Here is a 15165-nt window from a genome sequence, read left to right as displayed (position 1 = left end):
AACCGATTCATGATCTCTTCCATCGTCTGCGTCAAGCATTTCTTGGATCGTTTCAGCAAACAAATCCTTTAATGCTGACTGTACGTCGTCCACAGACTTCATGTTTTTCTCTTTGATCCACTGCTTGATCTACTCTTTTGACATCATAAAAAATCTCCCAACCTTTCTAATACTAAGTGTAATTTAGAGGTTGAGAGTTTTATTATTTTTCCCTGTGCTGTTTCTTACTGTGGTCTTCTCCGGGACCTCTTTCTGGTCTCCTCTTTGCATGGATAATGTTCATGGGTACTTGAAAAAGAACTCGCTTCCTTAGGGCAAGCGAGTCCTCCTTAAACTCGAGGGTTAAATGTATCCACATGTTAACCACTCAACACTCTACTATAGATCCTTTGAATCTGCATCGTGATGTAGACCAATTCCATCTCGGGGAACTCAAAATCATATTCTTCTTGCGCAAATTCACCTACTTTTTGTGCACATAAATAAGATTCCTCGTACTGTTCTTTTATGATCTGGGACATTTTCGGTTCTACATCATGAAACGATTCGCCCAACTCTGCCCGTTGTACTGCAAAGCGCAAATGTGTGACTAATCGCTCATAGGAAACCGTTTTCTCCTCAATCTTGATTTTCAAGCTGCTTTCGATAAGATCGATCATATCCCGTATCATAGTGGTCATATCCATTGTTTTTGCCATATCTCCCGCGTTTATCCTGGCAGTGTGGATATGCAATGCAATATAACCGACCTCATCTTCGGGAATTTCTATCCCTAGCCTCTCTTTTATCAATGTTTTCGCCCAGCAACCGATCTGAAATTCTTTTGCATACAAAATTTTGATTTCGTTCAGCAAGGTATTTTTAATGACCATTCCCTTCACTAATCTTTCTAGGGCGAAGGACAAGTGGTCGGTCAAAGCAATATGAATATGGTCATGCAAGGTTATCCGTAGTTCTTTTTCCGTATGGGAGATAATTTCCTCTGCCACTTGGATATGTTCTTCAGGAAGTGTTATCAATATCTCTTCGAACTTTCCGTACTCTTGCCATTCATTCATGACAAATACTTTTTCTATCTTTGAAATGTCTACCAGATCATTCTTTTTTTTCTGGAAAGCGATCCCTAAGCCCATAACGATCTTTTCTTCTCCCTGATCCTGGACAACGACCGCGTTGTTATTTAAGATTTTTTTAATTTTCATGGTATCCTCCCTCCTGTCTATCCTCCCGTCACCTTCCCCATTTACTAGGTGAACCATGATGAGAAAAATTACATCTTCGAGGAGTTCCATTACCTTTCATTTTACCGTAACCATCACCCATAAAACGCATCCAATTTGGACCAGGAAAACCTTCTCCCGGGTCATCAGAATGATTTATTCCTCTTCGGTAAATCTAAGTATCCATGTCGAGGTGAAAGCGGTAGTAACCGCGATAGCTAGACCAATAAGATAATGGACTGCGTTTGATATTCCTAATGGTGTCACAATCGCAAGCATGGGGATTCCAGTTAAGCCATAGGCGTTGGCAACTACGTGACTACCTACGACATATGCTCCGCCTAGCCCCCCTCCAATAGCCGCTCCTATAAATGGGGTGATTAACCTCAAATTGATGCCAAACATCACGGGTTCAATGATGCCAAAAAAGGACGAAAGAGCAGCAGGTATCGCAATCTTCTTCAGTTTGTCATTTCTCGATTTGAAAAAAACAGCTAATGCAGCTCCACCTTGGGCCACGTTAGCCATGGACCAGATCGGCAGCAAAAAATTGACACCAACCTTCGGATCGGCTAGCAACCCCACCTCAATGGCGTGCAAACTATGATGCAATCCAGTAACGACGAATAGCGCATATAATCCGCCAAACAGGAACCCTGCCACCAGTCCAGCATACTGATAAACGTAGTACAAGCTACCAGAAATCATCTCCCCGATCATCATGCCCAAAGGGCCAATCGCTACGAGGGAGACAATCCCGGTAAACGTAATGGTGATAAAGGGGATGAGCAATAAATCTAATGACTGGGGTATGAATTTTCGCAGGAGTTTTTCAAACCTGCTCATTACGTATACCGACAACAAGATAGGAATCACCGTACCCTGATACCCGATCAACGCGATTTCAAGCCCGAACAGATCCATATATTGCGGGGCGCTGTTCCCCAGCTCCGCAGGGTTTAATAATGACGGGTGGGTTAATATCCCCCCAATCACTGCACCTAAAATGGGATTGCTGCCAAATTCCTTGGCTGCGCTAAAGCCAATTAATATCGGAAGAATAATGAACGATGAGCTGGAAAACATGGTGAGCATCTTCATCCATGCGCTATCCATCGTGATCCAACCAAAAGCCTTCACCATACCAAGCAGCCCCATGAGCAAACCGCTCACTACGATAGCGGGAATAATCGGTAAAAAGATGTTGGATAGTGTCTTTACAAAATGAGTGAATGGATTCATCTTTGGCGCCTTCTCCATCCGCTCTTTGGATGGATTTGTCTGTGCGATCTCGATCGCCTCGACAAGTGCCTTGTACACTCTGTTTACTCTGCCGGTCCCAAATATAATTTGGAATTGTCCGCTTCTGGAAAATACCCCTTCTACGCCATCCATTTTTTCGATGGCTGATATATCCGCCTTTTCTTCATTTCGAAGAAGCAAGCGTAATCGAGAAGCACAGTGGGTAGCGTCAGCAATATTTTCCTCACCCCCTACCAGAGGCAACAACTCTTGAACAAACTCTTTTGATTGCATCAGCTTTGCTATTGCATGTTCCTCCTCTTTTGTATAGCTAAGGGAATCAACAACATCCCGCTTATCATTCCATGAAAACGAAAGAATCATAAATGCATGTCTACAAGAGTAAAGACGCTCAGCAACTACTGAACGCCAAAAACTTTCTATTACTATCCTATTTTCTCTAACGGAACACGCCTTGCTTTTTCTCATGCAGAATCCTAGTCTGGTCATCCGCAATGGAGAGCTTTAAAGATGGTGCCAGCATCCCACCGAAATGATCCTTTTGATAATCTGGTGTTTGTTCGCCAATTTGCTGGATGTCCTTTCCTTCTACATGGACATAGTTGACAAAGCTAATCACCGTACCGTTTGGCATGACCATCCAAGAGTATGCTTGATACGGATTGTCTTTTGGATTGGAAATCACTAGTCCGCTTCCATTCAGGGGTTTATACCCGCCAAATAAGGACCCTGACACAAAACCGTATAACCCTTCCGGCGCATCGAGACCTGGCGCGAACTTTTCATGGTGGGTTTTTGCAAAAAGATAGTATTGATTGCCTTTTACAATAATGCTTGGACGCTCCAGCTCGTCATTTACACAGTTGGCTTCCAGTAAAGGGGGAAGAGCCTCAAATTCCGTCAGACTGTCAGAAGACGCTTTGGCAATGCCGATACTCGCATTATAAGGTTTTGAACTGTCAGGCTGACAAGCCCGCTCTGACAAGGTTCCTGCGGAGTTGGCCTCAAATAAAATATATTCTTGTCCGCTCTTTGGGTCTTGGAAGAAGTAAGGATCGCGGAAGGCGTAAGAGGATTCACCTTGGTTGGACTGACTTTCTGTTTGATAGTATTCACCATCCGGTTCCAGGATGATTTTGTGTTCAGACCAATTTTTAAACGCCACAGAGGCATTGGTTGTTACGATATCAGCGGTAGCCGTAGCCAAACGCTGTTCGTATGTGAGTTTTTTTTCATTTTCACGTCCGGTCGCTGTATAAAAGATATGGACTTTTCCATCTTTGTCAATCATGGCAGAGCCTGCCCATTGCCTTGAACCCAATGCTTTTCCGTCATCAAACAAACGTCCGCCTAACTGCCAGCTCTTTCCGTCCTTTGCATAGAAATAGCGGATTTCCGCCGTATCGTGGCGTTTGCCAGGAATCACGTCACTTGGCACCGTCAGAGCAAAAATAACCTTATGGCCATTGACAACTGCTGGATGACCATTCCGATCTTGGAGCGGCCATGTATCCCATACCAGAAAGTCCTTTGTAAGTTCCTCAAGCTCCTCCTTGTTGAGGACAGGTGCTGTATTCTCTTCATTCATCTTTATTTTGCTGACATCTTCACGCGTCCAATCGAATGTAGCTGCTGTTTCTTGGGCGAAGGCGCTTGAACTGATAACCGGGGCTAGAATACCGGAAAAACCGATAACTGCTGCTAACAGCATTTTTCTAGCATTTTTTGTGTTCCAAAACATGTAGATCCAGCCTCCTGTAGTCTTCTTGTTTTTAGAAAAGAATAGAAGGTCAACCGACAACTTTCGGTTGACCATTCTTATTTATTGCTTGATCCAACCTGGCTCGTACTCTTGTTCCAATTTTGTGCGATCGTCTTTGATCGACAGCTTCACTGTTGGAGCCAATGTGCCACCAAAGTGGCTGAATTGGAATTCCGGAGTCTGATTGCCGACATCGCCGATGGACATGTTGCCCAGATCGCCAAAATGGGCGAAACCGACCACGTTCAAGTTCGGAAGCACCAACCAGGAATATGCTTGGTATGGATTATCCGCCGGATTGGCCAAGACCAAACCGCTTCCGTTCAGCGGTTTATATCCGCCGATCAGCTTGTCTGAAACGAATCCGTACAGTCCGTCCGGTCCGGTGAGTCCATCCGCATATTTATTGATGTGGCTGTCGGTAAACAGATAATACTTTTTATCCTTCACCACAATATGCGGGCGCTCCAGTTCTTCATTTACGTAGTTGGCTTCTACGAGCGGAGGAAGCATTTTAATTTTGGAAAAATCGCCGCCTACCACCTCAGCAATGCCAATGTTACCATTAGCGTGTACGGCACCTGGAGGCACGTTTTGCTGCCCTGCAAACTCAGGGCTTCCGACATATTCCGGTTTCAACTTGCGGTCGGCTGCGATGCCTCCGGAATTCCCTTCAAACAGCAGGTATTCTTTTTTCGTTTGCGGATCTTTAAACCACATCGGATCGCGGAAAGCGTAACCCCCGCCTTCACCCTGCTGCGCTTGTTCTTTGGTCTGATAGTGTTTTCCGTCCGGCTCCAAAATGATGCGGTGATCGCCCCAATTTTCGAATCGGACTCCGCTGTTGTCCGCGACGATATCGCCGGTAGCCATGGCCAAACGTTGTTCATAGGTCAAACGCTCTTCGCCTTTGTGTCCAGTGGCGGTGTAGAACGCATGGATTTTGCCGTTATCCATCATAGCCGATCCAGCCCACTGGCGGGAACCGAGCGCGGATCCGCTTGGGAACAGCTCGCCACCCAGCGTCCAATCTTTTCCGTTTTTCGAATAAAAGTAACGGATCGTGGCAATGTCGTGCACTTTGCCCGGCAGCACATCACTCGGTGCGGTAAGCGCGAATATCACTTTCCAGCCTTTGATCGAGGCTACATTCCCGTCACGGTCTGTCAGTGCCCACGTATCCCACATGTGATAGCCCGGCGCCAATTTTTCCAATTTGCTGATGTCGGTGTACGGCAAGGTATTGTCTTGATTCAGCTCGATTTTCGATGCCTGCTCGCGCGTCCAGTTGACCGTTTGCTCACCGCCCTCGGCATAGGCCGAAAGCGCGGTGAGGCCGGAAGCGACAACGCTTGTTGCCAAAGCCAGCGCGGTCAATGCTTTCTTGTTTTTGCGGATCATGTTACCGCCCCTTTCCTTTATGGCTAGATATGCTTAGCGATTCGGGCCGAACGGCTTGATTTCACCTTGTTTTCCCTCTTTGGTAATTTCCGATTTGTCACCTTCCAGGTTTACCTTCAACGTTGAAGAGAAGGTACCGCCGAATTTCACTTCCCCATTCTCATCTTTTGGTTCGTTAATGAAGCTGATCACCTGTTGGTTCGGAAGCACCATCCAGGAATACGCTTGGTAACCGTTTTCCGCTGGATTCCCGATAACCAAGCCGCTTCCGTTCATCGGTTTGTAATCACTACGCAGACCCTTCCCGACAAAACCGTATACACCGTCAGGACCTGTCAAGCCAGGCGCGTAGGTGAAGGTATGGCTGATCGTGAACAGGTAATAATCATCGCCATTCACCACGACGTGTGGACGTTCCATCTGATGGTTGGCCCCAACTGATTCGAGCAGCGGAGGCAGCAGTTTCAATTTGGTGATGTCGTGGTCAAGCACTTCCGCGATGCCGATATTTCCGTTGTACAATTCCGCGCCTGCCGGAACCGAATGGGTTTTACGGTATTCTTCGTCACCGATGTTTTCTGGCTTCAAAGAATAGCCACCGCCGGCCTGGCCTTCGAAAATAATGTACTCTTTGCCGGTGTTCGGGTCTTGGAAGAAGAACGGATCACGGAACGCCGTGATGATATTGCCTTTGAACTGATCAATCGTTTCGTAGTACTTGCCGTCTGCTTCAAGAATGATCTTGTGTTCACCTTCGTTCGTGAGATGCACGCCATCTTTATCGGCGCCGATATCGAATGTCGTCTTTGCGATGCGCTGCTCAGCCGTTTGAGCCCATCTGGATTCGTCCCAATTGTTTTTATCCCCGGTTGCCGTATAGAAGAGGTGGACTTTGCCTTTCTCATCCAGCATGGCTGTTCCGGCCCATTGCATATGACCTAACGCTTTGTTTTTGTTATAGGGAATCCCGGCGTAGGTCCAGTCTTTGCCGTTTTTGGAGTAGAACATTCCGATGCTTGCTTGCGTATGACGTTCACCCCAACCCAAAGAGCGCGGAGCGACCAAGGCGAAAGCGACTCTGTAACCTTTGACAGTTGCAAGGGAACCGTCTCTGTTCTGCAGGGGCCATGTGTCCCAAACCCATTGGTCCGGTGCGACGAGCTTGAAATCCAAATCGACAGGTGGAGCTGTTGTCTCTTTCGTGAGAGCAACTTTTTCCGCTTGCTGGCGCGACCAAATCGAAGTGTGATCATCACTGACTTCGGCGGCTAATGCTGGGATGGCTGCAAGAAAATTGGCAGCGATCGCTGTGGATAAAGCTAGATTCCTAAACTTAGGTTTGCTGGATTTTCTCATTTTCTTAAATCCTCCCTTTACATCATGAATTGCAGCAAAGTTACCTATTATGAGAATATTGAGAGATTGAAAACTCTGCTCTTCTCCATTGACAGGACACAAAAAAGACCTAAAACGCGTAAGGGACTGTATAGCGATAGCCATACTTCGCCCATCTCACGTCTCAGGTCTTGCCTGCTTAGCAGTAACAATCCTGCGGTATTTTGTTCGCATCCTCATTCTATTGTCTGCGAATTACGATTTCAATAGTCAAAAATACCCTTTCCTACAGATCGAAACAAAGGAGAATATTCCCAGACTGTAAATAGTACCTTTCTAATTGGAACCTTAGTTAATCGTCCGCTTGGATCGGATATTTTTTCTTTTGTGAGAAGAATATCCATGGTTTCTCTGCTTTCATCCATCCACTTACAAACAGAGAAATAACAATAACCAACAGTAACATCACCACTCGTTCATAATTTACCACATCTTAACTTGTCAATCCTTTCATGAGTTTTCTGTATTTCGGCAATATATACACTAAGATTTACCATTAACACCGTGCTTATAGTGTCAATGAACACCGTATGAACTTATGCCCCAAACCGCACTACACCGCCACTTGTTATGTTAAAATCGGCTCGAACAAAGATGTGCAAAACGTATGTAGGAGGACACCCACATGCAAAATCGTCAAAACGAAATTATTATTCCTGAAAATCCTGTTTCACACTTCCTGTTCACCAGTACGAAATCCGCTGCGATCTGGTTAATTATCAGATTGTATGTCGGTTATTCATGGATTACTGCTGGATGGAAAAAAATCCAATCCGATAGCTGGACCGGAGATGCGGCTGGCGGAGCGATTCAAGGGTTCGTAAAAGGCTCCTTGGCAAAAGCAGCTGAAGGAAAGGACGTAACCGGGTGGTACGCCTGGTTCCTGGAAAACGTCGTATTGCCAAATGCTAAGGTATTCGGCTTCTTCGTCGCTTATGGTGAGGTACTCGTCGGACTCGGTTTGATCCTCGGATGCCTGACAGGGATCGCAGCGTTTTTCGGCGGCTTGATGAACGTCAGCTTTCTGTTCGCAGGAACGGTCAGCACCAACCCACTCCTTTTTATTTTTGCCACTTGGCTCGTTTTGGCTTGGAAGGTTGCGGGCTGGTATGGTCTTGATCGCTGGGCGCTTTCTTATCTCGGAACACCTTGGACGAGAAAATCGCGCGACGGTGTTTTGCCGATGAACAAGTAATCCTTTCTTTCCTCTCGAATGACAAAGCCACCTTTTACGGGTGGCTTTTGTTGTCCCTTCCCCTCAATCGTTGCTGAAGTAACGGACAAATTGTATGAATTTATTCCAACATGTACCCGTGATTTTCAATGAATATTTATACATGATGTTGAATGACTGTATGATTGCTGTGCATTATTCTTTTGAGGAACTATAATTTTCTTATTTTTCAAATAATTAAACAGGAGGACTATATGAACAAGTGGCTACTAGGCATTTCTACTGCTGTTTTCTTATTTAGTCTCTCAGTCGGCTGTAGCTCAAAGCCCGCCGACAATATCCAATCCCCCTCAGCGGAAACGACAGCAAAGCCTACTACCACAGAGCCAATGGTCTTGCAATGGAGCATCACCGGGGAGCCGTCTACGATGGATGCCGGCATTGCAACAGATTCGACCTCGATGGACATGATCAACCTCACCTTCGAGGGTCTGACCACTGTCGACCGTCAAGGCCAGATGATCAACGCCATCGCGGAGAGCTACACGCATACTCCTGACTTCACTCATTTTACTTTTACCATTCGAAAGGACGCCAAATGGAGCAATGGCGACCCTGTTACTGCTCACGATTTTGAGTACGCCATCAAGCGCAATCTCGACCCCAAAACCGCTTCCGGCTACGCGTATCAGCTCTTCTATATCAAAGGGGGCGAGGATTTTTACTCCGGAAAAGGCAAGCCAGAAGACGTCGGGGTAAAGGCAAAGGACGACTACACACTCGATTTCACCTTGCGCTCACCAACACCGTTCTTCCGCGAATTGACCTCATTCACTACCTACTACCCTCTTCATAAAAAGACCATCGAGAGCAACCCCCAGTGGGCAACAGAAGCGAAAACGATTGTCGGCAACGGCCCGTTTATCATGGATAAGTGGGAGCACAAGTCCAAGCTCACCTTCAGCAAAAGCCCTACTTATTGGGACAGCGCCAACGTCAAGCTTGATCAGATCCATATTGTCATCATCGAGGATAACAACACCGCCCTGTCCATGTTTGAAAATGGCGATCTGGATTGGGGTGGCTACCCTTCCTTTGGCTTGTCGCCGGATGCCGTTGGTCAGCTCAAGGAAGAGGGCAAGCTGCTCGTCGCAGATAACCCAGGTACCAAAGCCGTCATCTTCAATACAAAGAAACCCCCTTTTACCAACAAAAAAATTCGCCAGGCGTTTTCGTATTCAATCGACCGACAGCAATTGGTGGATAACATCCTACAGACTGGTGTTCTGCCCGCTTATGGCTGGGTTCCCGTTTCCATGGGGTTGAATCCGGACGGCTACTTTAAAGAGGATGTGGCGAAGGCCAAGCAGCTTTTGACAGAAGGCATGGAAGAGCTTGGGCTGACTCAATTCCCTAAAGTCACGTACTACTACGACACCGGAGAAACGGACAAGAAGCTGGCTCAAGCACTCCAGGACGAATGGAAGAAAACACTGGGGGTCGACATTGACATTCGCACCTCCGAATGGAAAGTGTTCAACGATGATGTCCAAAATGGCAAATACGACTTTGGCATCTGGCTATGGGGCGCCGATTTTAACGACCCGATCAATTTCCTCGAAATGTTCAAGGACTTGGGTGGCAACAACGTCGTTCGCTTCGAGCACAAGGAATACCGCGATTTGCTCAATAAGAGCTACTATGAGACCGACGAGCAAAAGCGCAAGCAACTGTTGTTTTACTCTGAAAGAATTCTCATGGAAGAAATGCCGCTGGCACCGCTGCACTTCCGTGGCAATGCTTATGTGAAAAACGACAAGGTGAAGGACTTTGTGATCCTCCCTCTCGGCGGTTCCTACTTTAAATACGCGTATATTGAAAAATAATAGAGCGCGGGCATCCTCTCTATGCGAATCAGATAGAGAGAGATGCCCGCGCTTCCATCATAAATACCGAGCGATCATCCGAACTAACTTTGCAGGGAACTCCTGTAAATTGGTAATATCCAAAAATCTTTCATTCCCATAGATATCGCTAATCATATCCTTATCTTGACCGATTGCGGCTGCAAGAAAGGTAACCCCTTTTCGTTCATACTCCTGTATCGTCTGTTTCATATCTGTAACCGCATAGCTTCCGGTATAGTCATCCATTGCTTTCGGTTGTCCGTCACTTATGCTAATCAGCAGTTTTGTCTTTTGGGGGGAAGCGGCTAATCGTTCCGCCATTATTCTAAGAGCCATGCCATCGCGATTATTGCTTCTGGCATGAATCCTCATTAACCGGAAGCGATCATTGGCATCCGCTTTATCAAAGTCGGCATAGGCAAAGATCGACATTTGCTCCAATCTGGAAACATCCGCCGTATCGCCGTAGATCAAAATGGGAATATGGCAAAGCTGACAATATTCATATACCGCGATTACTGCTCGTTTTGCTGCTTCTAATCTCCCGTAAGCTGACATCGATGCGGATTCATCAACCCTAAGACCAACCACAAGAGAAGGGGATTCCGTTGGCGGACGTTTCTTGGCAAAATACTTGTAATCCTTGTAAGCAACGCTGTCTGCTTGAAATTTGCTGCCATAGTAACGATTCCTCGCAAAGTCGGAAGAGATCTCATGTTCCAGATACGGAAGTGTCTTTCTGGCGATCTCCTGCACGATCGGCATGAGTCCCTGACAAAGACGAACATATTCCTGTTGGTTTTCCTCATCGTAGTCTGGACGGTGAACAATGAGCTTTACTTTTTGATGAATCGAATCGGAAATGACCTCTCTTGCCTCTCGATTCAGCTTTTTACGGAAATCACGTTCCTTTTGTTTGGCTTCCTCTGACATGGATTCAGGATTTGCCTGATGATAGTTGGGAGAGGCATCTTCACCCAAGCCCGAACGTTCCATATGGGTAGAATCATCATCAGAGACACGGGAAGAGCTTTTGTCCCCATCGGCAGATTTTTTCAAGGCGATTCCCTTTTCTTCTATCTGGTTGTCTTTGCTAAAACCAGTGTCGTCAATATCTCCCCATGTCTTAATCTCTACGGCGTCGTCAGATTTTCGTTTTTTTTTTGCTCAATCTCTGCTTCTTCCAAGCTGGCAAGCAAACCATGATTTATCAGGGCTTCTTCCAGAAGTTTTATTTCTTCCGAATCGGTTGTGATCTTGTAGATGACCTTATGGTAAAGGGATTCTTTTGCGGAGCCTCCTCCGGCAATCGCATCCGCCCAGTAGAAAAAGGAACGCATTCCAGCCACGCCCTTGATCGCATTGGCCCGTGCCGTTCTGTCTAAAACGACAATCATGTCCGCTAAAATCCCCAACATCTTTCCATCCTGAAAACCGGTTTTGGCCATTACACGTTCGATCATGATTTCTTTGGTCGGCAGGTCCATCTTTTCCGTATGCTGAACCCTGTCTCGCAGCGCTTCGTTTAACGGTCTGGTTCCCGCATAACTGCGGTTTGTCGTGATAACCGCGATGAAGTCCGGGTGCCTGCGTATGATCTCGGTGGGAAGATTGATGCTCCCATCCAGCTCCAAGGCAGAGTTTAATGCCATTAACACCGCCGCATCACGAATAACGTTTGGTTCTTGAATTTCCAGAAGATAACCGTTTTGATAGGCTCTGACGATCTCCGAAGGGTAAAATCGGTACTCAATCGCTTCGCCATCGTTGTTTTCCGCTGCTGCACGCTCCAATAATTGCTTCATTTTTAAGGCAGCCTGTTCCTGTGTAATCCCCAGTGCGTCCATCAAAATTTCAGATATACTTTGGAACCCATCGCTTTCATATAAGGCTTTCCATAGCGTTTGCTCGGCAGGCTCCATTTTCTCTAGACGTTCAGAAGAAATGACTGGCAAAATAGCGCCGATAATATCCGATTTATCCATATCAGCAAAACAAGTCACTTTTGTATATGGCAGCCCGAAATTAGCGGATAATGCCTTGGCAAGTTGTGTTTTCCCAGAACCCGCGTCACCTTCTAACAATAGATTGGCGATTTTCATTTCCCCGCGATGCCAGTTGCGTTTGACTTCTTTACTAATACGCTGTTCCTCTTCACTGACCTTATGCGTGGTTGGCTTTTTCCAGACGAGCTTTTTTTCTGCATCCGTCAGCTGTCTTTCGGGTGACAAATGAAAGTTTTCATTTTCCGTCATTACATTTCTACTCCCTTTATAGCGCTGGGCCACTCTGCTCTTTGCCCTTTTTCTCAACAAGAAGAGGCAACAGCAAAGCCGCACCGATCATAATCAAAACCCCGCTCACCACATATACCGCAACGAGGGATAACGTCTCCTTTAAATAGCCGGATATAAACATGCCAATCACCATCATCCCCATAAAAACAGGCGTGATCGTACCAGATACCCGACCGATAAATGCCCCTTCTGTGTTCCGTACAAGCAGCGTCTGGATTCCGCTTTGAATACAAGGGAAGAAGAAACCGCTGATCACTAATAGAACAATCATCAACCAAATCGTTGTGGTAGCCCCCATTACCATCGTGCAAACGGCAGAGACAAGCAAGCCTACCATGAGCAACATCTGTGGCCTTACCTTTTTGGCTATCCCGATGATGAGAGCCCCTCCTGCCAACATGGCTGCCCCATTGGCCATAACCAACCACTGCAAAAATTGTTTGTCCCGTCCCAAATTCTCGATGACAAGGAAGATTTGAAGCGGCTGTGTCAGACCTGACGCCAATCCGACAGCGAAGAAAGTCAAACAGAGTGTTCGTAAGGATTGATTGGACCCGATATAGCGCAGTCCGGCCTTCAATTCCTTGATGAAGCCGCCGGCATCCTCAGACTTCGGTTCCCCCGCGTCACGGGGAAGCGTCGCTAAGATAAGGGAAGACCCTAGGAACAGAACGGCCGTCAAAATCAGAGAGACTGTGATTCCAAACTGGATGAAAATAAACGTACCGATGACCGGACCTAAAACCGTAAAGACAGCAACAAGCGTTTGGGACATAGCCATCGCGCCCTGCAGTTGTTCAGCCGGCACATGCCGCTTGTACAGTTTCATGGCCGAGGGCTGGGAAAATTGAGACAGGCCGGCGGAAATAAAGGTTCCGATGAGTAGTGCCACCCATCCCCCATTCATGAGGGCAAGCAGCACAGCCCCGACGGACAGGGCAGACAGCAGATCGCTCCAAACCATTGTCCGCTTCGGTCGCCATCGGTCGGCAAAGGTTCCGCCAATCAGGCCGAATAGAAAAATGGGTGCAAATTCCGCAACCGAAATCAGTGATACATAAACCGGATTATTATTCGTCAATTCGCTAACAAAAAGAAGGACGGCATAATTCCGGATCCAAATTCCCAAATGCAGCAGCACGCGGGAGAGGATAATCGTTCGAACATACACATTGGAAAACATTTTAATACCCCATATCCTTTAATAGTTTTGATAATGTGCGCAGACGTTCGCTGATCATCTCATCGTCGTTACTCAGCGCTTGGCTGAACAGCTTAATATCTTCATGAAGACTCTCATTGTCCGTACATATCGCCACGTTCATTGCATCCCCTTGCAGGGCAACTCGGTCGATGACGGGCTCCTGCGGGTCATAATAATGCTCATATCTGTATGCGTCGCGAAAATGGGCCAAAGACCGACAAATCAGTATGGACATATCAAGAACGCGATGGAGAGGCAGTTCCTCCGATTGTTTCGACCATTCTTCTCCCGTGTATCTCCATACTTTGGCAGATAGATCGACCTTTCTTCTGGAGCTGCCCTCTGCCACTCCCAGAGAAAGTGCTTTCGCATCTGTGTTCCTGGCGAATCGACCATCAACACGCTCATAGTTATCCGACATGACAACAGGCTTATGGTTCAAGTTCGTAGGTATTTTCATTTTCGTTCCCTCTTTTCGTTTGATTATTGCTCTTTCTTTTTTTCCTGGTGGTATCCACGCTCTCCGTATGGCTGGAGCTGGTCGAGCCATTTTTGTTCCAGTTTCTTCAGGGCATCCTTTTCATCAAAGAATCCGTCTTCCTTCTTCTTCAAAACCTCCAACACTTCAAAGACGAATGCCTCTTCTCCGTATTCATTCCATTCCTGTTGAAGCTGCTTGTTTATATGCGAACCCATTTTGAGAGTGAACAGCTTTCCGTTCATCGTCTTGAGGTTGCGGGTGGCGCTGATCCAGACTTTTTGGTTATGGGTGTTTTTGATCTGATACACCCCTCCTTGCGTTTCCGATTCTTTATACAGTTGTTTCAGTTCTTCTCGATTCATCATTTCTCCCCCAGTTTTTATGAATGGGTTAAACTAGACAAAATTAGTTTTTGTTTATTATTTAATAAACATAATGATTCATCGTCTTATAATTGTCAAGTGCACAAAAAAAACACCGGAACATGTCCGGTGCCTAATTTGGGTCGGGTTACAACGAGTACAGGGCCAATGAATCTCCAACAAACAATAGTGAAAAATGTCTACGAAAATGCTTGTAGAGACTCCCCTTCTATAACGTTTTCACCATATAATAGCGATCGTTTCCACTGCCATATTCCGCAATCCGTGTCTCGATAACCGCAAAGCCTGCTTTTTGATAGAGTCCGACTGCTCCAGTATTATCAGGGCTTACAGTTAGACAAATCTGACGGAACCCATCCTCACGCAGCTGCTCCAGCAATCGGTTCAAGAAAGAGAACCCATACCCCATCCCTTTACGATCTGCCCGGATGTAATACCCATACATGTAGCATTTGTCCGGCTGACGAAAATCCCTCAAGAGCTGGCATACCCCGACAGGATATTCCTCCTCTGCTTCCATAAAAAGTGCAACACAGCCATGTCTCGCGAGTGGTACGAGCACCCATTCATCAATCGCTCCATGTGGGCCAAAAGCCTCCTGCTCCATTGCCTTGATCATCTGAAGCTGGCTCTCTGTCAATGCCTCGACGATTTCTATGCGCGTATTTTGCATTCAGT

13 protein-coding genes are annotated in these 15165 nt (G+C 46.5%); 2 read left to right on the top strand and 11 right to left on the bottom strand.

Annotated features, from left to right (window positions below; all coding sequences use genetic code 11):
- Positions 1–359: 359 nt before the first annotated feature.
- The 5 genes from HP401_RS04405 to HP401_RS04385 form a co-directional block, all read right to left on the bottom strand.
- Positions 360–1202 (bottom strand): PRD domain-containing protein, encoded by an 843-nt coding sequence (locus HP401_RS04405; RefSeq protein ID WP_173604215.1) that lies wholly within the window; start codon positions 1200–1202, stop codon positions 360–362.
- 174 nt (positions 1203–1376) lie between these two features.
- On the bottom strand, positions 1377–2756 hold the full coding sequence (locus HP401_RS04400; RefSeq protein WP_173604273.1) for a sucrose-specific PTS transporter subunit IIBC: 1380 nt from the start codon (positions 2754–2756) through the stop codon (positions 1377–1379).
- 166 nt (positions 2757–2922) lie between these two features.
- Positions 2923–4224 carry a glycoside hydrolase family 68 protein gene (locus HP401_RS04395; RefSeq protein ID WP_173604214.1) on the bottom strand — a complete coding sequence of 434 codons (1302 nt, stop codon included), beginning with the start codon at positions 4222–4224 and terminating at the stop codon, positions 2923–2925.
- Positions 4225–4305: 81 nt separating this feature from the next.
- The gene (locus HP401_RS04390; RefSeq protein ID WP_173604213.1) at positions 4306–5646 is read right to left on the bottom strand and encodes a glycoside hydrolase family 68 protein; all 1341 of its coding nucleotides are present in this window, start codon (positions 5644–5646) and stop codon (positions 4306–4308) included.
- A 33-nt stretch (positions 5647–5679) separates the two neighbouring features.
- Positions 5680–7002, bottom strand: coding sequence for a glycoside hydrolase family 68 protein (locus HP401_RS04385; protein WP_173604212.1), 1323 nt, complete (start codon positions 7000–7002; stop codon positions 5680–5682).
- Between the two features lie 664 nt (positions 7003–7666).
- On the opposite strand from HP401_RS04385, the gene HP401_RS04380 reads away from it, so the two are divergent.
- A complete protein-coding gene (locus tag HP401_RS04380) occupies positions 7667–8236 on the top strand; it encodes a DoxX family protein (protein WP_015893358.1) in 570 nt (189 codons plus the stop codon).
- A 233-nt stretch (positions 8237–8469) separates the two neighbouring features.
- Entirely contained in the window at positions 8470–10101 is a 1632-nt protein-coding gene (locus tag HP401_RS04375; RefSeq protein WP_173604211.1) for a peptide ABC transporter substrate-binding protein, read from the top strand.
- A gap of 57 nt (positions 10102–10158) precedes the next feature.
- Here HP401_RS04375 and HP401_RS04370 read toward each other — a convergent pair whose 3' ends face one another.
- The 6 genes from HP401_RS04370 to HP401_RS04345 all read right to left on the bottom strand — a co-directional run bounded on the left by HP401_RS04370 (position 10159) and on the right by HP401_RS04345 (position 15160).
- Positions 10159–11181, bottom strand: a complete 1023-nt coding sequence (locus tag HP401_RS04370; RefSeq protein ID WP_173604210.1) for a vWA domain-containing protein — start codon at positions 11179–11181, stop codon at positions 10159–10161.
- Positions 11182–11255: 74 nt separating this feature from the next.
- Positions 11256–12377 carry an AAA family ATPase gene (locus tag HP401_RS04365; RefSeq protein WP_173604209.1) on the bottom strand — a complete coding sequence of 374 codons (1122 nt, stop codon included), beginning with the start codon at positions 12375–12377 and terminating at the stop codon, positions 11256–11258.
- A 16-nt stretch (positions 12378–12393) separates the two neighbouring features.
- Positions 12394–13602 (bottom strand): MFS transporter, encoded by a 1209-nt coding sequence (locus HP401_RS04360; RefSeq protein ID WP_173604208.1) that lies wholly within the window; start codon positions 13600–13602, stop codon positions 12394–12396.
- A 1-nt stretch (position 13603) separates the two neighbouring features.
- On the bottom strand, positions 13604–14083 hold the full coding sequence (locus HP401_RS04355) for a DUF6530 family protein (RefSeq protein WP_173604207.1): 480 nt from the start codon (positions 14081–14083) through the stop codon (positions 13604–13606).
- Positions 14084–14106: 23 nt separating this feature from the next.
- Positions 14107–14466 (bottom strand): GIY-YIG nuclease family protein, encoded by a 360-nt coding sequence (locus tag HP401_RS04350; RefSeq protein WP_173604272.1) that lies wholly within the window; start codon positions 14464–14466, stop codon positions 14107–14109.
- Positions 14467–14695: 229 nt separating this feature from the next.
- Positions 14696–15160, bottom strand: a complete 465-nt coding sequence (locus tag HP401_RS04345) for a GNAT family N-acetyltransferase (RefSeq protein WP_173604206.1) — start codon at positions 15158–15160, stop codon at positions 14696–14698.
- Positions 15161–15165 lie beyond the last annotated feature (5 nt).

Origin of the sequence: Brevibacillus sp. HB2.2 (assembly GCF_013284275.1) — a bacterium.
In the GTDB taxonomy this organism is placed as follows: domain Bacteria; phylum Bacillota; class Bacilli; order Brevibacillales; family Brevibacillaceae; genus Brevibacillus; species Brevibacillus brevis_D.
This window is presented reverse-complemented; position numbering and strand designations above follow the sequence as displayed.